22 protein-coding genes and 1 pseudogene are annotated in these 24,751 nt (G+C 71.3%); 7 read left to right on the top strand and 16 right to left on the bottom strand.

The window, feature by feature from the left end; translation table 11 throughout:
* Window positions 1-458 precede the first annotated feature (458 nt).
* The 3 genes from ACIGO6_RS40475 to ACIGO6_RS40465 all read left to right on the top strand — a co-directional run bounded on the left by ACIGO6_RS40475 (window position 459) and on the right by ACIGO6_RS40465 (window position 5,492).
* A complete protein-coding gene (locus ACIGO6_RS40475) occupies window positions 459-1,232 on the top strand; it encodes a hypothetical protein (protein WP_200402211.1) in 774 nt (257 codons plus the stop codon).
* A 427-nt stretch (window positions 1,233-1,659) separates the two neighbouring features.
* Window positions 1,660-4,161, top strand: a complete 2,502-nt coding sequence (locus tag ACIGO6_RS40470; protein ID WP_399885608.1) for a hypothetical protein — start codon at window positions 1,660-1,662, stop codon at window positions 4,159-4,161.
* Between the two features lie 59 nt (window positions 4,162-4,220).
* Window positions 4,221-5,492 (top strand): helix-turn-helix domain-containing protein, encoded by a 1,272-nt coding sequence (locus ACIGO6_RS40465; RefSeq protein WP_399885606.1) that lies wholly within the window; start codon window positions 4,221-4,223, stop codon window positions 5,490-5,492.
* A gap of 46 nt (window positions 5,493-5,538) precedes the next feature.
* On the opposite strand, the gene ACIGO6_RS40460 is transcribed toward ACIGO6_RS40465, so the two are convergent.
* Genes ACIGO6_RS40460 through ACIGO6_RS40435 form a run of 6 tightly spaced genes read right to left on the bottom strand, consistent with a single transcriptional unit; the run spans window position 5,539 to window position 9,756 of the window.
* Entirely contained in the window at window positions 5,539-6,018 is a 480-nt protein-coding gene (locus ACIGO6_RS40460) for a hypothetical protein (RefSeq protein ID WP_399885604.1), read from the bottom strand.
* On the bottom strand, window positions 6,015-6,662 hold the full coding sequence (locus tag ACIGO6_RS40455) for a UDP-N-acetylmuramate dehydrogenase (protein ID WP_399885602.1): 648 nt from the start codon (window positions 6,660-6,662) through the stop codon (window positions 6,015-6,017). The genes ACIGO6_RS40460 and ACIGO6_RS40455 overlap by 4 nt, the downstream gene beginning before the upstream one ends.
* A 16-nt stretch (window positions 6,663-6,678) precedes the next feature.
* Complete coding sequence (locus tag ACIGO6_RS40450) at window positions 6,679-7,716, bottom strand: serine hydrolase domain-containing protein (RefSeq protein ID WP_399885600.1); 1,038 nt, start codon at window positions 7,714-7,716, stop codon at window positions 6,679-6,681.
* Window positions 7,716-8,708, bottom strand: a complete 993-nt coding sequence (locus ACIGO6_RS40445; RefSeq protein WP_399885598.1) for a hypothetical protein — start codon at window positions 8,706-8,708, stop codon at window positions 7,716-7,718. Before ACIGO6_RS40445 ends, ACIGO6_RS40450 begins: the two co-directional genes overlap by 1 nt.
* Complete coding sequence (locus ACIGO6_RS40440) at window positions 8,669-8,998, bottom strand: hypothetical protein (protein ID WP_399885596.1); 330 nt, start codon at window positions 8,996-8,998, stop codon at window positions 8,669-8,671. Before ACIGO6_RS40440 ends, ACIGO6_RS40445 begins: the two co-directional genes overlap by 40 nt.
* A gap of 32 nt (window positions 8,999-9,030) precedes the next feature.
* Window positions 9,031-9,756: a hypothetical protein gene (locus tag ACIGO6_RS40435; protein WP_030841428.1), complete on the bottom strand. Its 726-nt coding sequence runs from the start codon at window positions 9,754-9,756 to the stop codon at window positions 9,031-9,033.
* A 240-nt stretch (window positions 9,757-9,996) separates the two neighbouring features.
* On the opposite strand from ACIGO6_RS40435, the pseudogene ACIGO6_RS40430 reads away from it, so the two are divergent.
* From ACIGO6_RS40430 to ACIGO6_RS40415, 4 genes and pseudogenes are all read left to right on the top strand, one after another.
* Window positions 9,997-10,161: pseudogene (locus tag ACIGO6_RS40430) on the top strand (helix-turn-helix domain-containing protein); the annotation flags it as partial.
* 198 nt (window positions 10,162-10,359) lie between these two features.
* On the top strand, window positions 10,360-11,349 hold the full coding sequence (locus tag ACIGO6_RS40425; RefSeq protein WP_234310111.1) for an XRE family transcriptional regulator: 990 nt from the start codon (window positions 10,360-10,362) through the stop codon (window positions 11,347-11,349).
* Between the two features lie 150 nt (window positions 11,350-11,499).
* Window positions 11,500-12,345, top strand: coding sequence for an SDR family oxidoreductase (locus ACIGO6_RS40420; RefSeq protein ID WP_399885594.1), 846 nt, complete (start codon window positions 11,500-11,502; stop codon window positions 12,343-12,345).
* Between the two features lie 102 nt (window positions 12,346-12,447).
* Entirely contained in the window at window positions 12,448-13,014 is a 567-nt protein-coding gene (locus ACIGO6_RS40415) for a peptide deformylase (protein WP_399885592.1), read from the top strand.
* A gap of 77 nt (window positions 13,015-13,091) precedes the next feature.
* Here ACIGO6_RS40415 and ACIGO6_RS40410 read toward each other — a convergent pair whose 3' ends face one another.
* The 10 genes from ACIGO6_RS40410 to ACIGO6_RS40365 form a co-directional block, all read right to left on the bottom strand.
* Window positions 13,092-14,021 (bottom strand): carbon-nitrogen hydrolase family protein, encoded by a 930-nt coding sequence (locus tag ACIGO6_RS40410; RefSeq protein ID WP_078615120.1) that lies wholly within the window; start codon window positions 14,019-14,021, stop codon window positions 13,092-13,094.
* Window positions 14,022-14,085: 64 nt separating this feature from the next.
* Window positions 14,086-14,844, bottom strand: a complete 759-nt coding sequence (locus ACIGO6_RS40405; protein WP_399885629.1) for a PIG-L deacetylase family protein — start codon at window positions 14,842-14,844, stop codon at window positions 14,086-14,088.
* A gap of 40 nt (window positions 14,845-14,884) precedes the next feature.
* On the bottom strand, window positions 14,885-17,200 hold the full coding sequence (fxlM, locus tag ACIGO6_RS40400; RefSeq protein WP_399885590.1) for a methyltransferase, FxLD system: 2,316 nt from the start codon (window positions 17,198-17,200) through the stop codon (window positions 14,885-14,887).
* 42 nt (window positions 17,201-17,242) lie between these two features.
* A complete protein-coding gene (locus ACIGO6_RS40395) occupies window positions 17,243-17,899 on the bottom strand; it encodes a M15 family metallopeptidase (RefSeq protein WP_266552121.1) in 657 nt (218 codons plus the stop codon).
* On the bottom strand, window positions 17,896-18,936 hold the full coding sequence (locus tag ACIGO6_RS40390) for a GNAT family N-acetyltransferase (protein WP_399885587.1): 1,041 nt from the start codon (window positions 18,934-18,936) through the stop codon (window positions 17,896-17,898). The genes ACIGO6_RS40395 and ACIGO6_RS40390 overlap by 4 nt, the downstream gene beginning before the upstream one ends.
* On the bottom strand, window positions 18,933-20,378 hold the full coding sequence (locus ACIGO6_RS40385; RefSeq protein WP_399885585.1) for a phosphotransferase: 1,446 nt from the start codon (window positions 20,376-20,378) through the stop codon (window positions 18,933-18,935). The genes ACIGO6_RS40390 and ACIGO6_RS40385 overlap by 4 nt, the downstream gene beginning before the upstream one ends.
* On the bottom strand, window positions 20,375-21,244 hold the full coding sequence (locus tag ACIGO6_RS40380) for a class I SAM-dependent methyltransferase (RefSeq protein ID WP_399885583.1): 870 nt from the start codon (window positions 21,242-21,244) through the stop codon (window positions 20,375-20,377). Before ACIGO6_RS40380 ends, ACIGO6_RS40385 begins: the two co-directional genes overlap by 4 nt.
* Window positions 21,241-22,509 (bottom strand): protein-L-isoaspartate O-methyltransferase, encoded by a 1,269-nt coding sequence (locus tag ACIGO6_RS40375; protein ID WP_399885581.1) that lies wholly within the window; start codon window positions 22,507-22,509, stop codon window positions 21,241-21,243. The genes ACIGO6_RS40380 and ACIGO6_RS40375 overlap by 4 nt, the downstream gene beginning before the upstream one ends.
* Window positions 22,506-23,993, bottom strand: coding sequence for an NUDIX domain-containing protein (locus tag ACIGO6_RS40370; protein ID WP_399885579.1), 1,488 nt, complete (start codon window positions 23,991-23,993; stop codon window positions 22,506-22,508). Before ACIGO6_RS40370 ends, ACIGO6_RS40375 begins: the two co-directional genes overlap by 4 nt.
* A 114-nt stretch (window positions 23,994-24,107) precedes the next feature.
* Window positions 24,108-24,599, bottom strand: a complete 492-nt coding sequence (locus ACIGO6_RS40365; RefSeq protein WP_399885577.1) for a hypothetical protein — start codon at window positions 24,597-24,599, stop codon at window positions 24,108-24,110.
* Between the last annotated feature and the right edge of the window lie 152 nt (window positions 24,600-24,751).

Raw genomic sequence — 24,751 nt, 5'->3', positions numbered from 1 at the left:
CCTCCCCGGGGCGCCGCCCCCCCGGGGGGGGGGGGGGTGGGGGCCCCCCCCCCCCCCCGGGGGGGGGGGGGCGCCCCCCCCCCCCGGGGGGGGGCCCCCCCCCCCCCACTTCTGCCTGCCCTTCCATGAGCAGGGACACTCGGCGTGCCGTTGAGAAGGCACCTTCGTAGTTACATCAGTAGTTCTATAGGGATGCCTGTAGGGATGCCTGTAGCTATGTCTGTAGCGATGTCTGTAGGGATCTAGGCGCGCTCCTATGTTCGTATCGTTCGGCTCTCTTGAGTGCCTCGACTATGACACGACGCGACACGCAAACAGCTCGGTATAACCGGACAACTCGGACGAACACGCAGGCGGGGGCGAGGAATCGAGCGAAACGCGTGTCGCGTCGTGACACGAGAACGGGCCGCAATGCGCTACGGTGATCCACAGCCTGAAGGACACACACTGGAGACGCCTTGTCCGCCTACGTGCAGCCGGCCGTTCTCGCGAGCACGGCCAACGTCAACCGCTCCTGGGTTACCAAGGCCGCCCAGCTCGGTCTCGTGAACGCAAGTGCGCTCGACGGGGAAGACGTCATTGTCGTACGCGTGTTCGCCTTTGTGGATCAGCTCGTCTGGCCGGGCAAGAAGCGCTCTCGAAGCGAGGCTCGGGCGATGGAGCCCTGGGTGTCGCTAGCGGTCAACGCGGCGCGAGATGCAGCACGTGACCCAGCCACCAAGATGGACTCAATCCTGTGGATTACCCCTGAGGGCGTTGAGGTAACCAACGACTTCGGTGCCCACACGGGATTTGTCCTCGCGCACCAGCGGTCGAACTTCGTCGCAGTCCCAATCGGCGAATGGATCGCTGAACTTCCACCGAACCTCGAAACTATCTTCCACTGGCCGCGCAAGATCTTGGACACCACGATCACTGTCCAAGACACGGAGATCGCTCTCCTAGGCTTCAGCACCATTCCCCAACAGGTCACGGTGTTTGCGACATCAAGCACCGCACTCAACGACGCCACGTACCAGAAGGTGCAGCAGCATGTGTCGTCGCAGCACCGTGGCTCAGCGATCCGAATCATCGAGCATCAGACAAAGGGTGCACAGTCTCGTTGGTCCGAGCTCTATGGCCTTCCGGACGGCGGGCTCATTCGTCGTCCGGTGGACGACATAAGCCTTCGCAACGAGTACGGACCCCAGCTCAAACACTTTGGTCGGCGTCCTGACCGGGAAACAAAGTGACTCGCCGGGCATTCCGCCGCGAGGCCAGCAGCCGGAGTCGACCGCGAAGCATTGGCTTCCGGCACGCTCCACTGAGAAACGCCCTGCGGGGGCTCATGTAGCAGGACGGCCCGGGATCTGCGGTCCCGGGCCACTGCTGTTGTCGAGGAGGTGAGGCACAACCGACATCCCTAGCTGAATCACGTCGCATGCCCGGCTGTTCTGCTACGGCCTAGCGCGCCGGGTGGCGATGACGGACGTCCTTGTACCTCCTCGACTGGAGCAGATCATAGCTACCCGTACGAGGGTCGGCTCAGTCATGCCTGAAGCAGGCGAAAGCCTACCCAAGAAGTCGAAAATTCCAGGGCGAGCGCCCTCCCATGGCGTCTCGTCAAGCTCTCCATACCTGGCCGACCGACCGACTCTGGCCCTTCAGCTGGGGCGCGGCATGGGGTTCCGGCTGTTGACGGCCGTCCGCGCTCTGCTTGCCGATCCCAGGCTCGTCGGCCGCAAGGATGTTGTGCGTCTCGGCACCCTCGTGCTGATGGCGAAGGCCAGCCATGGCAGCTGCCGTGTTGAGATCACGGCAAGGGAGCTGGGTCGTTGGCTGGGGGTGTCGGAGTCGACCGTCGACCACGAAGTACTCACAGTTCTCCGTGACGTTGATGCCGTGGCTGCGCGTGTGCTGCGGGGCGGCGACGGGCTGCCGACCGGTGTCGAGTATCGGGTGGAAGCTCTGTGGGAGGCCCGGAACGACGTCGGCGCACCTTTGGCGTTGTCGAAGGCCGAGTTGGCGACGCTGCTGCGGTTTTTGGAGGAGTTGTTCGCTCCGGGGTGGGGTGAGCAGTGCGCCACGCCTCCTGGTCTGCTGGTGAAGAAGGGACGGCGGGGGAGGGGCGCGGCGTCGGATCGGCTGGCGCTGGTTCTGCTCGCCTTGCATGCACGGCCGGACGGGCGGGTTCCGTTGGTCGGTGGGCCGTTGGCGAAGAAGGTGGCTCGTCATGGCCGGGCGGCGGTGACGCTGGCGCGGATGCTGGGGTGCCGTGTGCCGGTGGCCGCGACGGTGCTGGGCCGGCTTGTTGCCGCGGAAGCGGTGACGGTCGCGCCGGGTCGACTCGTGGTGCCGGCGGTGGCGGCCGCGCATGGGTCCGCGGCCGCGGTCCCGGACGATGCCAAGCTGGAGAGTTCTGCGTCTGCCGGCGATGCGGCGGGCTGCGTTCGGTGTGCCCGGCGTGAAGAGTCCGACGTGCTTGTGGTGGAGGGGGATGGGTGGCGGCAGTTGTCGTGGGATGACCTTGGGGGCGCCGGGGAGGGTTCCGGAACTGCACCCAGGGATCTCGACGACGCTGATAGTGATCTTTTCGCAGGTCAGGCCGTCTTTGAGACGTTCGAGGCTAGTTGCGCTGATGCAGACTCTCACGCCGACCACGCTGTTGTGGCTGATGTACGTGGTGAGGGTGCTGGAGGTCTCGGGTTTTCCGGCGAAGCCGCGTTGGGGTACTGCCGTCAGCCGGTACGCGCGTGCGAGGGCGGGAACTCCCCGACGCTGGAGGATGGTCTCCACGGTGACGTGACGGTCGTCGACGGCGGGGCTGGCCCGCTTCGCGGGGACAAGCCTGATCTGCTGCTGGCGGAGGGGGAGTCGGGTTCGTCGGCCGCGGTTTCGACGCTGCAGGCGTGGCGGTCAGAGTTGGGGGGGCCGCCGCCGGTGTGGGCGCAGGTGCCCAAAGGGCTGGAGCGTGTACTGGAGCCGGTGGCCATGGTGTGGGGCCGGCTGGACCGGCTGACGACCAGGCGTTACGTCACGAAGGTGGTGCGGGCGCGGCTCGGCGAGATCTCGGGGGCGTGCGGTCCGGGGGTGGATGCCGAGCGGGTCCTGCGGGAGCGGCTCAAGCGCCGGTTGGCCGAGCAAGGGACGGTGCCGGTCACCGACCCGGTGGGTTGGCTGGTCGGCCGTGCTCTGCCGCGCCGGGCGTTGTGCCCTGACAGTCGGTGCGACGACGGACGGCGGATGGACACCCGGGCCGACTGCGCCGCCTGCCAGATGCTGGTCCTGGACGGACGAGCGCTGCGCTCCCGCGCCTTCGCCCAGGCGACAACGTCTCTGGCCGGCGGCCGGGTTGACCGGCTGGTGTTCGAGGCGGAGCTGAACGCGTGCTGGCAGCGGGAGGCCGCCGCCGCGGCGGTGCGCCGCGAGGAGGCCCTCCGCCAGCGGCACGCCCGTGAGCGGGTGTGGGCCGAGCAGCGGGCCCAGCGTGCGGCCCAGGAGGCCGCCCGGCGGGCGCTGGCCTGCACGGTGTGCGGGAAGCCGGAGACAGCCGGTCTGTGCGGCCGGTGCCGCGACGAGCGCCGCGTCGAGGAACTGGTGGGCGAGGCCGTCGACGTGGCGGTGGCCACCTGGGGCATGAGCGGCGAGGCTGACCGGCTTGATGCCGTTCGCAGGACTGAAGGGACCATGCGTAGGGCGGTCGACCAGGCGGTGAGGGACCTGCTGGCTGCGGGTGGTGGCGTGTTCGCCGAGTCGGTGGCGCTCGCGGCGCGGTTGGCGGCGGAACTCCAGCTGGGCGCCTTGCAGCGCCGGGCTGTGAACTGGTTCGCCTACCAGCCGTCGGCCCAGGCCGAGTTCGAGAAGGTCTTCGCCACCGAGATGCGGCGCAGCCACCTCCACGACAGCGTCGACGAGGCCCGTGAGGCCGCTGAAGAGGCCGCCCAGACGGCCCGGTTCAACACAGCGCACGCACTCCTCAACGACCGGCTGCGTACGTTGCGGGCCGCCCGGCCCACGATCGAGGCGGATGCCGAACCCGACGGGTACGCACAGGCGGCCGCCCAGGTCCGAAGCCTGATCCGCCCCGCGCCGCCGGAGCGCGCCGTGTCCGTACGACGGCCTCCGGCCTTGCCGGGCTCGCCGGCAAGTGACAGCGAGGCGCTGGCGGGGGTGGGCGCATGAACCGTCCCGTGCGCCGCGTCCCGCACCGGCCGGTGCCACGGCCCTCGTTGACTGAATGGGTGCAAGGACTGCCGGGTCTGTCCCAGCGTGCGCGCCGGCTGCTGCTGGAGGGCGACACCGAACGCCGGTACGCGGGCAGGACGGCCGCCGATTCCGGCTACCGGCTGACGATGGCCCTGGCCGTCGCGGTCTCCCAACCCGGCCGGGAGTGGACCGTCGCGCAGTGGTGGGAGGCCCTGGTGCTGCGCCCGACGGCGGGCGGCGCCTGGGCGCGGTCGCTGCGCTCACGCAAGGGGGAGCGGTACGCCGAAGGCAAGCTCGCCGGGATGCTCGACAAGGCACGCGTGTTCGTCGGCACTTCCGGCACGATCGTGTGCCGGGCCGATGCCATGGTGGCAATCGCCCGCCTGCGGGCCGCCGTGGAAGCCGTCGTTTGGCCGGGGCCCGGCGGCGGCACCGATCTCAAGAACCTCACCGCGCGGCTGCATCTGGCCGAACAAGCCGGCGGACTCGAGCACGAGGTCTCGGTACGGCAGCTGGCCGAGCTGATGGGCTGCGCCCGCTCAACCGTGGAAGCAAGCAACACCCGCCTGCGGGAGGCCAAGTGGCTGGTCCTGGTCGCGGCCGGCACCGGAGAGCACAGCTCGACCTGGTCCCTGCGCATCCCCCAGACAAAGCCCGAAAACCAGAAATCGTGTGCGCGCCCGGGACACCGTCCAGCCTCGGGCGAGAGGGGGGCAGAGGGTGTCCCGGGCGCGCACACAGAGCGGGAGGTGAGCACGCGCGCGCTGTGCGCCGTGATGGGGACCGACGCCTGTCACCACTACGCCCACGGCACCTCCGGCGCCCGGATCCTCGCCGCCCTCGACCCGCTCGACGGCGCCGACGTCGCGTCCTTGGCCACGGCGACGGGCCTGCACCGCACCACGGTGCGCCGCCGCGTGGACAAGCTCGTCGAAGACGGTCTCGCCGAGGAAGCCGACGGCCTGGTCTACCTGCCCCGCCACCTGGCCGGCGGCGAAGGCCTTCGCCCCGACCCCGACCAGCTCGAGCACGTCGCCCTCACCCGGGGCACCGCCGGCCTGGGCGAAAGGCGCCGCAAACGACACGGCGACCAGCGGCGCCGGTACCGGCAATGGCTCACCGAACGCACACAGCACGCCGTCGAGCGACGCCGGCCCGCTCGCCCCCGACTGCGGCTGGTGCCCGAGGGCGTGGTCGACGAGAGCACGGGCGAGCTCCGCGACACCGCATGGCGAGGCTGGATCATCGATGACCCGTACCGCCCAACCTGGCCCGACGACGGATCACCCGAGGCAGTGTGCGAATGAGCTCGCCAGCAGGCCTTGCTTGCGGCCCTGCGCGGCGGTTCGGCCCTCACCACATCCGACTCCCGACAGCCGGAAGCCGGTTGGGCGAGGACGGCTTGGCGACGGCTCGGTGTGAGGGCATGGCCGGGACTTCCAACGATCCTGTGGTCAGGCCCGGACGAACGGGCTCCGGACAAAGGCGGATGCCGTACGCCTCAAATACTTCGGTGGCGAGTTGCCGCAATGCCGAGGTGAAAGACGCTGCTGTGGCACCGTCACGGGTGGTCAGTGTCAGCGTCCGGGTGGCGGAGCAGTACACCCCGGGCCCGATGCGGCTTCCGGGACGGTAGCCGCACTGCTCCAGCAGCCACCCGGCGCTGGTGCGCTTGCCTCCGCTCTGGGCGCGGTGGACAGGGCCGCCGGCGCGGCGTACGGCTGCTTCCTGGACCGGGGTGATGACCGGGTTGAGGAAGACGGAACCTGCCTGCCGGGCATCGGGGCCGGAACCCGGCAGGGCGAGACCTCGCTGCTCCCGGTCAGTGATCACGGCCTGGGCGGCCTGGGTGAGCGGTGGCCGGGCCCCCAAGGGGCCCCCATGGCGTCGGCGAGGTGCCGGTAGGCGACCGGGGCCGCTGATGCACTGCGGAGGAGGCGCAGGCCGAGGGCGAGGATCGTCCACCGTCCAGGCTGGGACTTAAAGGTGCTGGCGCGGTAGCCGAAGCCGCAGTCAGCGGCGCGGAGTTCGACGATGCGTTCGAGGCGCCAGTCGAAGGCGATGACGTGGGTGAGGGTGTCAGATATCTGCTGTCCGTAGGCGCCGGTGTTCTGTACCGGGGCGGCACCGGTCGTGCCGGGGATGCCGCCGAGGTACTCGATGCCCGAGAGACCCTGGTCGACGGCGAACGCAACGAGTGCGGAGAGCGGTTCTCCCGCCTGTACGACGACCTCCACGAGGTCGCCGCCAAGCGGGCGGACGGTCGCACCGCGGGTGGCCATGCGAATCACGGTTCCGGGGTATCCAGCGTCGTCTGCCAGGGTGTTGCTGCCGCCGCCGAGTACGAACGGCGCCGTGCCTTCACCCGACGCGGAGCGCACGACGTCAGGCCAGGCGGCGGGGTCGGTGTGTGTGAAGAGACGGTGGGCGGGTCCGCCCAGGCGAAGCGTGGTGTGGTCGGCCAGCAGCTCCCCCATGGGGCGCCTCCGTGTGTCACGTGGCGGAGATCGTCTTGAGTGCGAGTTCCCGCAGAGGGGCGATCTTGGTACGGGCGTTGCCGCCGTAGATGGCGTTGGTGCAGATCACGAGGTAGCGGCCCGCCTCGGGGGCGAGGTAGAGACTGGTGCCGGTGAATCCGTGGTGGTACGCGACGCGCCCACCGGCGGCGAGGATCCAGGACTGGCCGCGGTCCAGGCCGGGCTCGATCGGGGCCTGGGGGACGAGGCTGGCGTGCAGCCAGTTGCCCAGGCCGTGCTCATCGCCGTCCGCGTGGGCGGCCAACAGCCGCTGGGCGTATACCGCGAGGTCGCTGGGGGTGGAGAACACTCCGGCGTGGCCGGCGATCCCACCGAGGAGGCCGGCGTTGTCGTCGTGCGGGGCGCCCCAGATGCGTGGGGCGCCGGGGATGCGCTGTTCGGTCGGGGCGACCTTGGTGGTGCGGGCGACGGGCCCGTACACGGTGGCGTCCATCCCGAGCGTTCGCCACAGGGCCCCGCCGAGTTGGTCGAGGGGGCGGCCCTGGATGTGGGCGAGGGCCAGGCCGAGCAGGATGTAGCCGCGGTTGATGTACCGGTGCTGGCCGGGGGCGTCTTCCAGCGGTTCGCGGCACAGGAGTTCGTGCAGCGGCAAGTCAGAGCCGCGGTAGTGGTCGAGGCGCGTAGAGGCGCGAAGGCCGGAGGTATGCGCGATCAGCTGGCGCACGGTCGCCTCACCGCTGGGGGTCTCGCTGTTCATCGGCGGCAGGAAGTCGCGGATCGGGGCGTCGAGGTCGAGCAGCCCGGTCTCAAGGGCCTGGCCGATCAGGGGCCAGGTGGCCACGACCTTCGTCAGCGAGGCGATGTCGTAGACGGTGTCCTGGTCGGGTTCGGTGTCGCCACACTCGGGAGCGACCCTGCCGACGCTGAGGAAGTCGGGGCTGGCGCCGGTGGTGCCGTAGGCGATGACGCCACCGGGGGTGGCGCCGTCGGCGACGACCTGGTCGAGGGTGTCCCGGAGGCGGGTGGTGTCATCGGCGGTGAATGGGACGGGCATCAAGGGCCTCCGGGGATGGTGGTGATCTCGGCTCCCAGCGTGGCCAGATTGGGCAGCAGGCGTGCGTAGCCGCGCCGGAGATGGAACATCCCTCGGATCGTAGAGGTGCCGTGGGCGGCGAGTGCGGCGATCAGCAGTGCGGTCACCGCGCGGATGTCCGCGGCCTCCACCGTGGCGCCGTTCAGGCGGGCCGGCCCCCGGACGCGGAGTGTTGAGCCGGTGACGGTGATGTCGGCGCCGAAGGTGCGCAGGCCCTGAACGTGGGTGTCGCGGCGGGGGTAGATACGTTCGCCGATTGCCGAGGTGCCGTCGGCTCGGGTGAGCATCGCGGCCAGCTGTGGCGCGGTGTCGGTCGGCAGGCCCGGGTGCGGGCCGGTCGCTGCCTCCACGGGCTGAAGCGGCCCGTGGAGGCGCGTACGCACACCACCGCTCGCGTCGTCGGCCAAGGTGATGCCGGCTGCGGCGAGGGTGCGGGTGAGGCCGGCGGGGAAGCCGGCGGCGGTGATGTTGTCGAGGTGGACGCTGCTGCCGGTCGCGGCGGTGGCCATGACCATGGTGGCGGCCTCGATCCGGTCTCCGGCCACTGCGAACGTGCCGCCGGCGATCCAGTCGCTGCCGGACACATGCAGGCCCTCCTGGTCGAGGTGGACGATGACGCCCCGGTCGGCCAGGAAGCGGGCGGTTTCGGTGACTTCCGGCTCGGTCGACGGATGGGTGATCAGGCTGGTGCCGTGCGCTCGGGCGGCCAGCAGCATCGCCGTCACCGTCGCCCCGAGGCTGGGCCCGTACGGCGTGTTCACATCCACGGTGAACGCCCGTACCCGGCGGGCATCGCACCGGGCGCGGATGCCGGTGTCGGTCGCGATGACCTCGGCGCCGGCGGCCTGCATCGCCGCGAGGTGCCGGTCGATCAGGCGGGGGCAGAACGCGTCGCCGCCGGGATAGGGGAAGGTCACCTGCCCGGTGCGGGCCAGCACCGCTGCGGCCAGCACGGCGGTTGTGCGGACGCGGCGGCCGAGCTCGGGGTGGACGACCGAGCAGATACCGTCCGGCGGGGTACCGTGAAGCAGCCGTCCTTGGTGGTGACGTGGGCTCCGGTGTAGCGCAGGATCTGCGCGCACACCCCGGTGTCGATGATGTCCGGCGCGCCGGTCAGGACGACCGGGACGTCGGCAAGGAGCGCGGCGGCGTACAGGTGCAGGGCGATGTTCTTGCTGCCCTGCACCGGGATCCGGCCGGACAGCGGGCGCCCGCCGGTGACCCGCACAAGGGTGGTGTCCATGGCGTCGCGTGTGGGTGCGGTGGCCACGGCCATCACCGGACCCGGGAGCCGGCGGGCAGGAAGCCGCCGATGTGGTCGCGCGGGTAGACCACCGTGCCCGGCCCGATCAGGGTGCCGGGCGAGAGCACGGTTCCGGCGGGCAGCGCCACCTCGTCGCCGATGACGGCGCCGAACTTCGTCTGACCGGTGGGGATCCGCTGCCCGTCGAGGTTGACGGTGATCTCCTCGAGCGCCGGCTCGGCGACGGGCCCGCGGTCGCACCGCAGTCCGGTGGTGGAGCAGAACGAGCCGATGTTGACGCGCCGCCCGATGACCGAGTCGCCGATGAAGCAGGGGTGCTTCATGAAGACGTGCCCGGCCAGCAGGCTGCGGGTGATCTCCGCGCCGAACCCGATCCGGCAGCCGGGGCCGATCACGCTGTGGTCCCGCACAAGCGCGCCGGCCGCCACGACGGCCCCCGCGCACACCAGGACCGGTCCGATCACCTGGGCTCCCGCCTCGATGCGGGCCCCCGCCTGGACGATCACGTCGCCCTGGAGCAGTGCGCCGTCCTCGACCATGCCCTGCCCCGCCCGTAGGTCCTCGCCTCCGTGGTCAAGGTCGGCGGCCATCGTGGCCTTGATGTCGAAGACGTTGGAGCAACTCGCCAACAGCCGGGTGATGTACGGGCCAAGCCCCTCGGGACGAACGTAGTAGGCGGGGGTGAGGCGGTCATCGGCTGCTGGCGCCGTGGACGGGATGGGATTCGCGGACTGCATCAGGACCTCCCGGAATCTGGGGCGGCCCGTGGCTGCGGGCCGCTCGCTGTCGAAGGTCGCTGCTGCCGGCCCAGCGGCGGGAGGGGCGCTGTCCTGGCTTGCAAAGCCGTTTGCACCTCATGCAAACGGCCTGTCGGCCATGCAGTCCTAGGACTACGGTGGGAGCGGCGCAGCCTCGGCTAACGGCGGGAACGAGGTTCAGATGCGATTAACGGATCATGAGCGCCCCAGGGGGCTGATGTGAAGCCCGGGGAACTGGTACGTCAGACCCGGAAGGCGAAGGGCCTCACGCTCGCCGAGCTGGGCACGATGACCGGATACTCCGGGGCGCAGGTCTCCCGGTACGAGCGGGGCATCTCGCCGATGACCGACGTCGACGTCCTGCGGTGCTTCGCTGACGCCCTGGAACTCCCGCACCAGGCATTCGGCCTGACGCCGCCCGCACACCGGCCGGACACTCGACATGGTCAGCCGGTCGCCGCAATCAGCGTCTTTCCCCGGCTCCCCGACCCTAGGGTAGGTACACCCGGGCGGGAGGACGGTGAAGGACCGGTGCGTCGACGCAAGTTGCTCGTGGGCCTAGCGGCCACGGCCGCTGCCCCATTGCTCGGGAGCGGAGACGCGCAGGCCGAGGAGGCCCTGCTGGGCGAGTTGCTCGTCACCCGCCTTCGGGACGCGATGCTCGGACTTGGAGCGGCCACGGCCGCGCCATCGTCGCCCGAGGCGCTCGTCACCGACTTCACCCGCGCGCTCGCCGACTTCGACGCCTGCCGCTACGCATCCCTGGCCGTGCGCCTGCCCCGCCTCATCCGCGTCGGCCACGCGCTGTCCACCACCAGCGGCGACGACACGGAGCAGCACGCTCTCCTGGCCAAGAGCTACCTCCTGGCGACCCGCATGCTCGTGAAGATGGACGAGCAGCAGCTCGGCTGGATGGCGGCCGACCGCGCGCGGCAGCTCGCCGAGTCGGCGGGAGACGTCCTCGCGGTTGCCGAGTGCGCCCGTCAGCTGGCCGTGCTCGCCAGGAAGGCGGGGTGGCATGACCAGGCGCTGTCGATCGCGCTCTCAGCCGCTGATCACCCGGATCTGCGAGGCACCGGACGCGCCGGGGCTGCGCTCCGCGGCCTCCTGGTCCAGAGTGCGTCGTACACCCTTGCGCGCCGCGGCGATCGGGACGGGATGCGGGAGCTGACGGACGAAGCTGCCGCCATCGCCAAGGAACTCGGCGGTGCCACCCTGCTACGCGACCACGGCGGCGGCTTCAGCCCCCTCACCGTGCAACTTCACAGGATCAGCGCCGAGAACCACGCCGGCGATCCCCGGGCCGCGCTCGATGCCGCTCGCACGATCTCGCTGAAGGCGCTGCCCAGCGTCGAACGCCGCTCCCGCGCCCTCGGGGACATCGCCGTCACCTACGACCGCCTCGGCCGCCGCAGCGACTGCGTCCGCACGCTGCTGGCCGCCGAGCGATGCGCTCCACAGGAGACCCACGCCCGACCGGCGACGAAGGCCTTGATCTCCAGCCTGCTGGTGTCCGGCCCCACGTCAACGGAACTCCGCGGCCTCGCCGAACGCAGCGGCGTTCTTGCCTGAGGAGAGAGCACTGACCGGCTGGCCAGCCGACCGACAGCCGGAGCGGTATGCGTGGTTCGGGCCGGAGCTCATGCCCCCTTGGCTGGGCTGATCGGTGATTTCTGCCGAAGTAGCTCGGGGTGGTGGCGCTCGCCCGTAGCGTGAGGCGGCATGACTGTGCTGATCATCGGCGGCAACGGCTTCCTGGGCGCCGAGCTGGTACGCCAGGCGGTGTCCGCCGGCCTGCACCCGGCCGCCACCTTCCACTCCCGACCCGGCAGCGGCGACGGGGCAACCTGGCATCACCTCGACCTTCGCGACCCCCTCCGCCTGGAGGAAGTCCTCGAAACGGTGGCTCCGGCCGTGGTGATCAACGCGACGAGCGGCGGAGCGGACTGGGCAGTCACCGCCGAAGGCGGGATCCGCCTCGCCCAAGCTGCGGCCGGCCGCAGCATCCGCCTGGTGCACGTCTCCAGCGACGCCATCTTCTCCGGCACGGGCCGCGACCGCTACGACGAGTCATGCCTTCCGGACCCCCTCACTCCCTACGGAGCCGCGAAGGCAGCCGCCGAGACCGCCGTACGCCTCCTATGCCCCAACACCGCGGCCATCGCCCGTACTTCCCTGATCATCGGCAACGGCCGGTCCGAGCACGAGCGGCTGGTGCACGCGCTGGCCGACGGCACCCGGCAGGGCGCCTTGTTCACCGACGACATCCGGTGCCCCGTCCACGTGACAGACCTGGCGGCCGCTCTCTGGGAGATCACCCGTTCCGACGCCGCCGGCGTGTTCCACCTCGCTGGGCCGGACGCCCTCAGCCGCTACGAGCTGGGCGAGCTCATCGCCCGCCGCGACGGGCTCGACCCCGCCCGGCTGCCCTCCGCACGCCGCTCCGATACGGGACTGCCCGGCGGGCTCGACGTACGACTCGACAGCCGCACCACCCAGCAGAAGCTGCGCACCCGGCTCCGCGGCGCCCGCGAGTTCCTGAGCGGGAACAGCCCGGAGCTGACCTGACAGTCACCCACCACCCTGCCCCAATTGAGGGCGAAACGTGCCGCCCCGTGAAGAGCCGTGGGCAGACTCTCCATGACCGTTCGCGAAGGGGGAGATGGTCCGATGCGACCCAGTCAGCAGATGCGCGACCTCGGCATAGTTCAGTATGGCGCGCCTGTCCTGCGTGACCCTGCCCGCCCCTTCGCACTCCCCGACGAGCGGGAAACCCTCGACACAGTCGTCGGTCAGCTCCTTGAGGTCATGGAGCGCATCCGCCGCGCGCACGACTTCTCTGGCAAGGGCCTGGGCCTGGCTGCCCCGCAGATCGGCATCGGCCGGTCCTCAGCCGTCGTCCAGCCTCCTGGATCCGACCCAATCGTTCTGCTCAACCCCCGTGTCACCGACGCCTCCGAGGACATGGACGAGAGGTTCGAAGGGTGCCTGTCGTTCTTCGACGTACGGGCACAGGTTCCCCGACCCCTGCGGATCACGGTGGAAACGATGACAGCAGCGGGCAGTACCGAGAAGGCCGTCTACGAGCGGGGCGACGCGCGGCTCATCGCGCACGAAATTGATCACCTCGACGGACTTCTGCTGATGGACCGGATGCGGCCCGGCGTGAGACCGGTCCCCGTCGAGGAGTACCGCAGGACGGCCGAGGCCACTGGCCGACCCTGGTCGTACGAGTAGAAGGAGGCGGGGCCGACCGTGGGCGGGCGCGACATACTCGCGACCAAGAAGCTCTGGCGGGTCAGGCGCGGGCGTTCTCAGAAGGCCGTGCGGATGTCGCTGCGCGGGTCCCCGTCCACCAGCCGGTCCTCGTACAGCCCTTCCTGGGCCCGGCGGCGCCAGGGCCGGGCGTACCGAAGAGCCACGTCGATGTCCGGGTCGGCCGAGTCGAGGTCGATGTCCGCGACCGCCAGAGCAGGCTGCCCATCGGCGGGGCACTGCGCCAGCCACCGACCGCCGGGCGCCACGATCCCGGACGGCACCGTGGCGCTGAACTGGGACGGGACGGAGTAGCCGACCCAGTAGTTGTAGAGCGTCCCGTACGCCTGGGCGACACGGGCACGGGGCGCGTCGTCGACCATCACCGACAGCAGGACGCAATTGACGTCCAAGCGCTCGTACTCGGCAAACACCTCCGGGAAGTTGGCCTCGATACACAGCGCGAAGCCGAACCGAATCCCGTCCACCTCGACGACGAGCGGCTGATGTCCAGGGGAGTACAAGTAGGACACCTCGGTGTGCGACAGGAACCGCTTGTCGTACCGTGCGACCAGCTGGCCGCGGTCGGAGACGACGTAGAGGCTGTTGTGCGGTCGGTTCGGCGGTGTGAGCGGGTGGATCGATCCGAACACCGTCCACAGGCCAAGCCTTCCCGCCAGGACGGTGATCGACTCCGCTTCCTCGCGCAGGACATCCCACGCGGCACGGCTCCAATCAGCCGGCACCAGCTCGCCCGCCGGGCCCGCCGCCATCACGTGCTTGCTCGGATAGGTGACTGCCCCCTCGGGGAACTGCACCAACCGCGCACCAGCCTCGGCGGCCTCAACCATCAGGGCCCGGATCTCCTGCCCGGCCGCCCGCAGTGCTCCTCGATCAGTGGGGTCTTCCGGCACCGTGCTCTGTGCGACTGCCAGCCGCAATGTCCTGGCCACACTGGGGCGTTCGTCGGGTGCAGAAGTCGTCGTCATCTCTCTCCGATCGGTGAGTGCTTGCTCGTGGGCGGTGAAGGGTGGTCGGCACGGGGCTGCGGTGTCAGATGGATAGCGCGGCGGAGTCGCCCTTTGTGGGGCCGGGGGTGAGGCGAGTGAAGTACTCGGTTTGGATGATCTGGGTGCGGTCGGCTTCGGGAAGGCGGGCGAGGATGCCGGGCAGTGGCCGCTCGCGTGCGACCTCACCGCGGTGCGCGAGGATCGCGCGCCACTTCTGCTCCAGCCAGGGGGAGACGTCGACGGTGGTGGTGGCGTAGGCGTCCGGCACCGCGAGCGCGGCTTTGCCGACGGACTCCAGCAGCGGCCCGAGTTCGCCGACACCGGACTCGGGGTGCGTGGCGCAGTACACGGCGCGCGGTTGCCAGGGCTTGCCGGCCGCGGGGTGAAGGTGCGGGAGCCCCGCGTCCTGAGCGGCGAGGAGAGCGGCCTGGTGGGTGCGGCGGTGGTCCGGGTGACCGGTCAGCTGGCCCAGGGCGTCGTGCGTGACCACGATGTCGGGGCGGAACGAGCGGATCTGCTGGACCAGGGCGGCGACCACCTCGTCGAGTGGCGCGTCGACGAGCCGGGGACGGCCGGGGGCCGCCCTTTCGTTGCGGGCATCGCCGTATCCGAGCATGCGAGGGGCGCCCGCGCCGAGCGCCCGCAAGGCGTCGGCGAGTTCGGAAGCCCGCGGACTGTCGGGCGCCCACGTCATGGTGACGACGGCGGTGCGCGCGTGCGCGGCGGCGTGCTGGGCGACGACACCGCCGGCGAGGAGGCTCTCGTCGTCGGGATGGGCGAACACGCCGAGCACGGACGGCATCGTGGAGGACGCCGCCTTCTCGGGGATCAACTCGTCGTAGTCAGGCACGCTGTCCCCCTGCGGCCGAGAGGCTCAGTGCGCCAGCGGGGGTCCGGCCCGGCCACTGGAGGACAAGCCGTGCGCTGGGCTTGTCGAGCACATCGCCGGGCGGCAGCTGGTCGCCGGGCGTTGCGGCCGGGTGGACGGTCATCGGCGGATAGCCGCTCTCGCGCACCTCGCGGTCCCAGACGCGCACGCACTCGGCGAAGCGCTCCGCCACCTCTTCCGCTGCTGGGCCGTAGGCGTGGATGAAGAACTCCGTCATGCGGTCGGCCGGCTCCGGGGCATCCCTGACCTTCCGGTAGGTCAAGTAGGCGAGCGAGCCGTCCGCCAGGATCGCGGCCGCGTCCTGCTGCTCCACGAACGTGGACCCCTTCGGCGCGGACAGACGGCAGAACCCCGGCAGGGTCGTCGCGGCATAGACCTGCAACGTCTCGAAGTTGAAGATCCCCCGGACGACCAGGCCCGTGGAGCGCTCGTGCCGGGGACTGCGCAGAGCCTCGTCGAGACCGGCGGTGTCGCCGGGCGTCCCGTCCTCCCACCGCACCGTGACCTTGCCGTCGGCCAGCCGCACGGCGGGGGCGGTCCGGGCGGCCGCACCGCGGTCCCGCACGAAACCGCAGTACGTCCAGTGCTCGCAGTGCAGCACGTCGCCGCGCCGGACCAGGGTGAGGGAGCGGGTGTAGCCGCCCATCTCCAGCGGCACGACCAACCGGGCCCCCTCGGCAAGCTGCTCTCGCCATGCTGGTGCGATGTCGGACGCGTTGTGCGTGATCACGATCCCGTCGAACCCGTTGGCCGGGACGTGGCTCGGCGCGCCAAGCCGGCCGTCGCCGAGGACGGCGGTGACCCGACCGCTGCCCGCCTCCGCGCACAGCCGCTGCGTCCGGTGCACCACGTACGGGTCGACGTCCACGGTCACCACGCGCCCGCGTTCCCCGAGGACGTGGGCCAGGAGTTCCGCGTTGTATCCACCGGAGCCGACCTCCAGCACGGTCATCCCCGGCACCAGCCGGAGTTGCTCGATCATGTCGGCCTGCAGCCAGGCCGCGGAGACGGAGCTGAGCGCGGTCTGGGGTGACTCGCGGACCGTCACTACGGCGAGGTCGTCGTGGTAGGCCGTCTCCAGCCGGGTCTCCGGGACGAACCGGTGCCGAGGCACCTCACGCAACGCGGCCTGGACCCGCGGCGAGGGCGCCCAGCCCTTGCTGATCACGATGTCCGCCATCCGCTCGCGCAACCGGACCGCCTCGGCCGGCTCCCCGGGCACCGGAGGGACGGCGGCGGAGCACGCGTAGGAATGGACCGACGGGAGCCCCGGCAGCACCCCGGGCCACACCGCGGTCAGAGCGTGCGCACTGGGCGCGAAGATCTTCCCGAGGGTCACCAAGGTGTTCAGGTCGTGGAACTCCCAGCGTACGAAGCGGTGTGGCTCGGGCAGAGCGGGTTCACCGTCCCAGCGGGAGATGCGGACCACGGCGGTGACGCGGCGTACGTCCAGGCGGTCGTCGTGCAGCACGGTGATGACGTGAGCGTCGTCCACGCGCGCCGTCAGCCCGGTCTCCTCGTTCAGCTCCCGCACGGCGGCCGCTGGTGCGGCCTCGTATGTCTCGATGTGGCCTCCGGGTAGCTCCCACATGCCTCGGGTTGAGCGGCCCAGCAGGACCCGGCCGAACGTGTCGGTGACCACCACTGCGGCACCGAAGACGGCCTGCGGCTCGGGCCGCAGCTTCTCCTCCGCGCTGAACGATCCGGCCGGTCCGCGCAGGACCAGCACCGCCAGGCCCTCCGCGTCGAACTGCTCAACGTCCTCGAACCCGTCGGTGAGCGCGGCGAGTTCGTTCTCGTCCAAGGCGATGTGGCGCCGCTCCTCCGGCGTGTTCTCCCCGATCGGCGTGATGATGACGAGCGCCCCGCCCTCGCGCAGCCGGGCGGCCAGACGGCGAAGGACACGGGCGCGATCGCGGATGAACGCGATGCACAGCCGCAGGACGATCAGGTCGTAGCCGTCCTCGGCGAGAGCGGTCAGGTCGTCGCGCTCGACATCAAAGCTCAGCCAGCGCACCCCTTCCACCCCGGCGTGCTCTGCGCGAGCCCGCTCGAGCGCGCCCTCGGCGAAGTCTGCGCCGTCGACGGTGTAGCCGATCGAGGCGAGGTAGACGGACATCTCGCCGGTCCCACAGCCGACGTCGAGTGCGCGTCCCCCCTCGGGTGCCCGGGCGTGCTCGACCAGCAGGCTCTTCTCCTCGTCCCCGAGCCGCCGGAAGCCTCGCCCGCCGTTGTAGTGCTCGGACCAGTCAGTCCGGGTGTATGCCACAGGTCGCTCCTCGTTCGTGAAAGGCGGGGTGGTGGTGCGGTGTCAGGGCAGTTCGATGGGGCCGTAGAGGGCGGCTGGCTGCTGGGTCTGCAGAGCCCAGTACCGGTCGCCGAACGACCAGTGCCACCACTCGGTCCCGTAGTTGATCAAGCCTGCGGTGGACAGCGCGTCGCCCAGGGTGGCCCGGTTCGTGCGGGCCCGGGCGCTCAGGTTGGAGGCGTCGGTGTAGCAGGCGCCTTCAGACTCCTCGGGGGAGGCGTTGACGCGCGTGCCCATGTCCAGCTCGCGGCCTTGGTGGTCGATCAGCGTCACGTCGACGGCCGCGCCGGCGGAGTGCGGCGCGATCTCCGGCGGTGACACGAAGCGGCTGGCGGCCTCCCGGAGCTCGGCGGCCTGCCAGTCCGGGTGGGCGCGGGCGAGCTCGTCGGAGTACTCCTCGAAGTACCGGCGCTGCAGGGACGGGGGCCGGTAGCCCTCGATGAACAGCAACTGCACGCCGCCGGGGAGCAGCGATTGGGCCTGCTGGAGCCGCGTGAGCACGCCCTGGCGGACGTGGGCCCAGGCGCCCGCAGCGTCCTGCTTGCGGTCGTCGACCCTCAGGCCGTGCACGCGGGTGTCGAGGAGGACTTCGCCGCGCTCCTGGACAGGGATCGCGGCGACCCGCGGGTCCGACATCAAGACGATGCTGCTGGCGCTCATGCGTTCCCCCAGGTGTCGACGTATGCGGCCACGCCGGTGCGGCGGGCCTCCTCCACGGCGCGCAGCCGCACGAAATCGCGGGCCGGCATCAACGCCTCCCACTCGGCCAAGGGCAGGACGCGGGCCTCGTCGTGCTCGCGCGGATTGAGGGTGATGCCCCGGATCTGTTCATCGGTCAGGCGACCGCCGTCGAAGATCAGCTGCAGAGTGCTGTACGGACGCTGCTCCCGGGGCAGCCCGAACACGGTGGCCAGCAGCCGGGGCGGCCCCGCGGCGGTCATGCCGGTCTCTTCCCGGCACTCGCGCACCACCGCGTCCCAGGGCCGCTCGCCCAGATCCATCGCGCCACCGATCATGTGCCAGGGGTGGCCGTGGGAGTAGACGGAGTGCAGCTGCAGGGGCCGGTCGTCCTCGTCGGTGACGTAGAGGCACGCGTACGCGGCCGCCCGGGGCAGTGAGTCGGCGTACTGCTGCGGCGGCACCCACGTCGAGTCCGGCTGCGCACCGGGCACAGCACCGGCACGTTGACGGTGGCGGGTCATCCGCATCAGCGCCGGGCTGCCGCTGAAGCCGAGCTCCCGGTACAGGGGCGCAGCCTCCGGGCTGGTGTGCAGCTCGAACAGGGTGACGTCCTCGACGTCGGTGAGGTGGTCGAGGAGTGCGGATAAGACCGCCCGGGCGTAACCGCGGCGGCGGAACTCGGGCTGGGTGGCGACGATCTGTACGCGGGCGGCCCGGCCCCGGGGGTAGGCCGGGGCCGGGAGCACGGGGTGGATCAGGCCGAGGGCGCAGGCGGCCATCGTGCCGTCCGGGGCGTCGACGACGAAGGCCCGGGCGTCTCCCTCCGGCGTGAGCCGTGGCGCCAGCTCGTCCGTGCACTGCCGGACCCAGTCCTCGGTGAACGGTGCGGACAGGACGTATGCGGAGCGCATCCGGGTGATGGCTTCGGCGTCAGCGGGGGTTGCCGCGCGGACCGGCGGCCGTCTGGCGGCGTCGCGCGGCTCGGCCGCGGCAGTGGGTGCTGTGTCGGCGTTCACGTCGCATCTCCTGTCGGTGAGAGGGCGGCACAGTGCTCGGCGCGCAGCCGGGCCAGGGTCCGCCGGCCGCGTTCGACCAGCTCGGGGTCACCGTGGGCGGCGCCGTAGGCGATCCCGCTCACGGAATCGAGCGCTGCGTCGATGAGGAGGCGGGCCTGTTCGGCGGCGGTCAGGGACCTGCCGTACCCGGCCAGGAACGCCTCGAAGAGGTCGTCGCGGCCAGCCCAGGCGTCGGAAAGGCGAACCAGATCCCGTACGGCCGGCCCCGGCTCGCTGCGCTCGAGGTCGATAACCGCCACGAAGACCTCACGGTCGTCCGTCTCGTCGGCGGCGTCGGGGGTGGCGAGGATGTTGCGGAGCTGGAAATCTCCGTGGGTCTCCACCCACTCCAGTGGTGGCAGGTCCTCGGCCTGCCTGACGAGCTCGCGGACGAACTCCTCATCACCCTGCTGCAGATGATTCCGCGCCCCGGCCAGGTGCCGGTCGGCCTTGGCCACGGCCGGGCCGCTGCCGGCGGGAGCGGGCCGTGGGGGAGAGGACTGGTGGATGCGGCGGGCCAGCGCCCCGATCCGGTGGAAGACCTTCCTCTCCCGCTCCGGGGCAAGAACGGCGCCGTGCAGCGGGCGGCCCGGCACCGCGGTGAGGACCACCGCCCGCAGGGTCTCGTCGGCGGCGACCAGCCGGGGGGCGGACGCCCCCAGCCCCGGTGCCCACGTCCGTAGCCCCCGCACTTCCCTGCCGTGGAACCGCTCGCTCTGGTGCACCTTCACATACCAAGTGCCGCCCTGGACGCCGTGGACCCGCCACACCCGGCTCTCCTCGCGCGCCCACGACGTATCCGTCCACTGCGCGATCCGGCCGACCGCCCGCTCCGCAAACTCCACGACCGCAGCGTCGGGACGGGCGGCAGATGTCTGGCCGGTCACGTCCGGCACGATGAGCAGCCGGTCGGCACCGGGGTCGAAGGCGATGCTGTCGCCGGGCAGTTGGAAGTGCAGGGCGAGCCGCGCGCCAGCGCTGTAGGCGTCCAGGCCCGCACGGCAGTACGCCACCACTGGGGCGGGCAGGGCGGCAAGGGGTGCCCAGTCCATCGCGTCGCAGACGTCCGGCTCGGCAATCTCCGGCTCGCCCTTCCACCGCCGGACCTCGAAGAAGTGCCCGGTACGACTGGCGCCTCCGGGGCTGCGGTGGTGCACGGTCACGGCGGCCCGCACGTCGGCCTCGTCGATGACGACACCGGTCTCCTCCAATGCCTCGCGGATCAGGGCGGTGACCACGTCCTCGTGCGGACCGTCCAGATGCCCCGACGGTAGGTGCCACAGGCCAGCGGCGTACACCTGCCCGGCCCGCCGGGACAGCAGAACCTGCGGCCCGTCGGCGGTCTCCCGGCGCAGGATCACGTGGACGTCCACCGGCTCGGTGTGCCGCTGCTCGCTGCTCATCGCGCTCCCTCCGGACGCCGGGCGAGCAGAACCCTGAACGTCGCTTCCTCGACCAGAGACCCCTCCACCACGTGCGCGTGGAGAAGGGCGAGGGCTTCGTCCTCGAACGCCTGGTGCCGCCCTGCGAAGAGCTCGGGAGCGGCGAACGACGTGGTGCGCAGGTAGCCGAGCACCTCGTGCGGCACCCAGGCGCGGGTCACCGGGAACAGGCGCTCGGTGACGTCTTTGAAGGCCGAGTCGGCGAGGTCCTCCTCGTACGAGCGGCGGGGCTCGGCGTAGGCACGGCGGGCGCCCGCCCGGCGCTCGGCGCCCAGGTAGCGCTGGATCAATTCGCGCAGCGCACGGGTCCAGTCGGCGTCGTGGGTCCACAGGCTCCCGTCGCCCATGATCGCCACTGCGCCGCCCGGTGTGGCGACCCGGTCGGCCATCTCCAGGACCGCCTCACCGTTCATCCAGTGGTAGGACCGGCAGAAGGTGATCAGGTCCGGGCCGGAGTCCGGTTCGCCGGGCAGCGTCGCGAGCGGCTCGTAGGCGTCGGCCGCCGCGTGCACCAAGGTGAGGGTGCAGTGGCCGAGCACGGGGGTGAGGGCCTGCCTGGCCTGATGCAGCATCTGCGGGCTGACGTCGACCGCTTCGATGTGCGTCAGCTCAACGCCGGCGGACAGGAGCGCGAGGGGCACCTGCCCGGTTCCGGTGCCCAGGTCGAGCAGCACCGGGGACGGCCGGCCCCGCAGCGTGCCGGCGAGCAGGCGCACCGCCGCCTCCGGCAGGCCGGGGCGATGGCGGGCGTAGGCCAACGCCGCGCCCTCGAACATGGTCTCCTGCTCCGGTGCAAGGCCCGGAAGGGGCCCGTCGGGGTAGGTCACGGGGTGGCTCCCTCATCGCGCGGGTGGGGGGCGGGTAGCTGCCAGGACAGGCGTCCGCATTCGGACGCCGCGCGCTGCCCGCCGTCCGCGTCGAAGTAGAGGCGGTAGCGGTCGGGGGAGCGTGCGGCCCGCCACCGGTCGGCGAGGTCCTGGATCTCTTTCCAGATGTCCCGCGGCCCTTGGACGGTGACGCTCCAGCGCCGGTGGCCCACCGGCTCCGCGCGCATCCAGGATCCGCAGCCGGGTGCGCCGATCGCCAGGTGCTCAGACCCGAAGTCCCGCACCAGACCGCCTCCGAGGAGATGGTCGGCCGCCAGCCAGAATCCGCGGTCGCGGTCCGCGGGCGGCGCCAGCTTGCTCCGCTGGGTCCAGGTGCCGGGCTCGGTCGCCATACGCTGCCGGAGCTCCTCGTTGAGCCAGATCCGCGCCATGCCGTGCCCGGCACGGTGGGCGAACTCCACAGCCCGCAGCTCTGCCGTGATCCGCCCGTCGGCGGTGCGTCCGACGACAGCGAGGCCGGGCCACGACGGGGACGCGCTGGTCACGTGCGCCAGCAGCTTGCCGTCGGGCGCGAGCTGCTCGACCAGGGCCGTCGGCACGCGCTCCACCGTGTATGACACGAAGATCCGATCGAACTCCCGGCCCGGCACGCCCTGTTCGCCCGATCCGCACACCACCTGCGGCCGGAAGCCGAGGTCGGCCAGCCGGGCAGCGGCCGCGTCGGTGAGGTGACGGTCCCGGTCGAGGGTCGTCACCCCCCGGTCGCCACAGACCTGGCAGGCCACCGCGGCGGTCACCCCCGCGCCCGTCCCGACGTCCAGCACGCGCAGACCCGGGCGCAGATCCAGCTCTTCCAGCAGCGAGGCGGTCAAGCCCATCACCGTCGACATCGACGTGATCGACGCCCCCGACCGCGTCCCCCGTGCCCGACCCAGCAGCGGCTCCCCGTCGTGCTGGACGAGCACACTGGCCCCGCCGTACAGCAGCCCGAGGAGCTCGGGGCGGTCCTGCGGCGCCGACCAGTCCAGCAGATCCCACCGCGGCGGCTCCTTGCCCGGGGCACTGCGCCGTACGTACGCCTGCGGCATCAGCACTTCGCGGGGTAGCGCGAGGAGGGCGTCGCGGACCGGGCCCGGCCGCAAAGACCCTTCCTCCTCGAGTCGGGCGACCATCGCCGCCCGCGCGGCTGCCGGATCCGCTTGTGCATCCGTCGGCGTGGCCCCGCCGACCGGTCCGGCGGCGGGACAGGTGTCCAGAGTGCTCATCGCTCGCCCCAGCCGTCCTCGGAGTACGGGCGCCCCCGGAGGATTCCATCGATCGCCCGTCGGGTGTACGGCACGACTGCGGCCGGAAGTTTCTGCGGCTCCCACCAACGCCACTCCACGCACCGGTCGGGCTCCAGGACCTCCGGGTCGCCGGTCCAGGAGCGAGCCTGGAAGACGAGCGCGATCCTGGGCCGCACGTTGGGGGAGTCGACATGGTGCACCGTGTGGACGAGGTCGACGTCCTCGGGCGCGATGGTGAGGCCTGCTTCCTCCTTCGCTTCCCGGACCAGGCAGTCGATCGCGGCTTCCCGCTCGCAGTGGCCGGCCAGGAAGTGCCAGGTGTCCGGCGCGAAGGCGGAATCAGGGTGGCGCCGGCCGAGGAGGATCCGACCGTGGTCGTCCTGGAGATGGAGGTGGACACCAACGATGTGCAGCTCGGTCCCCGGCGGGGCCTCGCTGGGCAGCGGATAGGTGTCGTCCGGCGGTCCCTCGGCCGCGGGGTGCTCGGCCGCGTGGCGCCGGATCAGCTCCCCGAGACCGGGGCTCAGGCGCAGCCGGTCGAGCATGTCCACAGTGCACCACGTCAGCAGGACACCTTCGCGGAGATCCACCGCCCCGGCATCCCCACTCCAGCGCCCGGCATAGACGCTGATGGGCACCGCCAGGCCGTCAACGCTCGCCGCCTCCTGGACGGCAAACGGCACCAGTTCCGCGGGCTCCAGACCCGGCACCTCCTCGGCAAGCTCACGTCGCAGTGTCGCCTCGAGGCTGGCATCGTCCCGCGACCGTTTGCCTCCCACGAGGGCCAGCACCCAGGGCTCCCCCATGCCTTCCCGGTCATCTCGTAGATGAAGGAGGTACCGGCCGGCTCCGTCATGGATCAGGGCGTTGGCGCTGACGGGCTCCGGGCACCCGTCGAGGCCGTCCGCCTCGGCGGCCAGGAGCTTGGCCCGCAGCGTCGGAGATCGCACGTCGGCGTACGGGAGCCACCGGGCCCCGGCAACTTCCTCGTCCTGCAGATCGAGCGCAGGCGGCTGCTCGGCGGTGAGGTAGAACGCGAAGCGGACATCGAAGTGCTGGTGAGCGGGCTCGCCCTTGGCCGGGTTGGCATCAATGTCATGGACGTCCACGTCGATCGGCTCGGCGAGGAACTGCGGGGTCAGGCACAGGTCACCGGGGCGCAATCCGGCCTCTTCGCACACCTCGCGCACGGCAGCGGCCAGGAGCGTACGGTCACCCGCCTCAACGTGGCCGCCGGGGCAAAGGAGCAGCCCTGTCACCCGATGGCCGATGTGGAGCACCCGGCGGTCGCGGTCGATGACCACGGCGCTGCAGGTCACGTGTCCGGGCAGCGTGGCGCGGCTGGACGGCTCCTCGGCGGCGTCGAGGACAGCCAACAACCCTTCCAGGGAGTCTCGTTCCTCGGCATGCCGGCTGAGGTAGGTCTCGATGGTCGCGCGGATATCAGAGCGGGAGGGCGGCACGTGATCACCTCGGGACGTGGCGGACGGAATGTACGGGCTGGGAGGGGAGGGGCGCGCCTGGCGGCGGGTCCGCCGATGACGGCTCCGGGCCGGGGACCGTGTGCAGGTGGATGCTCACGGGCCACCTTCCAAGGAGCGGTCGTGCCGCACATCCACGGCGACTGCGGGATGGGGGACGGTCGGCCCCGACGGCGTCGGAGGTGTGGCGGCCTCGGCTGAAGGAGAAGCCACGGCGGGCGAGCCGGGCATGTCCAGCAGACTGCGCAGCGGGGAGCGGTAGAGGACCACGAGGGGGACGAGGAGGAGGCAGGCGCCGGCGACCAGGGTGGGGCGTACGCCGATCCAGGTGCCGAGCCCGCCGGCGAGGAGCGCGGCTACGGGCCGTGCAACGGAGGTGAGCCAGGTACTCACGGCCTGCATCCGGGCCTGCATGCCGTCGGCGGTGACGACCTGGCGAATGGTGCGCTGGGTCGTCCCCGCGGCCGCGGCACAGGCCAGCTGAAGGAACAGCGCACCACCGATGGCGAACTGCCAGACCAGGCCCGGGGAGGCGAGGAGCAGCGGGATCTGGGTGAGCGGGGTGATCGCGAGTGCGGCGAGCATCATCGGCCCGGGCCCGTACCGCGCCGCGAGTGAGGGGGCGGCCAGAGCGCCGGCCGCCGCGCCTAGGTGTATTGCCTCGTGAGGTTGGGGACGCGGCTGGCGGGTGGTTGGCCCTTCAGCGCGGTGTGTCCGCGGTGGTGATTGTAGGTGTGCAG

Source organism: Streptomyces sp. NPDC053750 (assembly GCF_044544295.1).
Taxonomy (GTDB): domain Bacteria; phylum Actinomycetota; class Actinomycetes; order Streptomycetales; family Streptomycetaceae; genus Streptomyces.
This window is presented reverse-complemented; position numbering and strand designations above follow the sequence as displayed.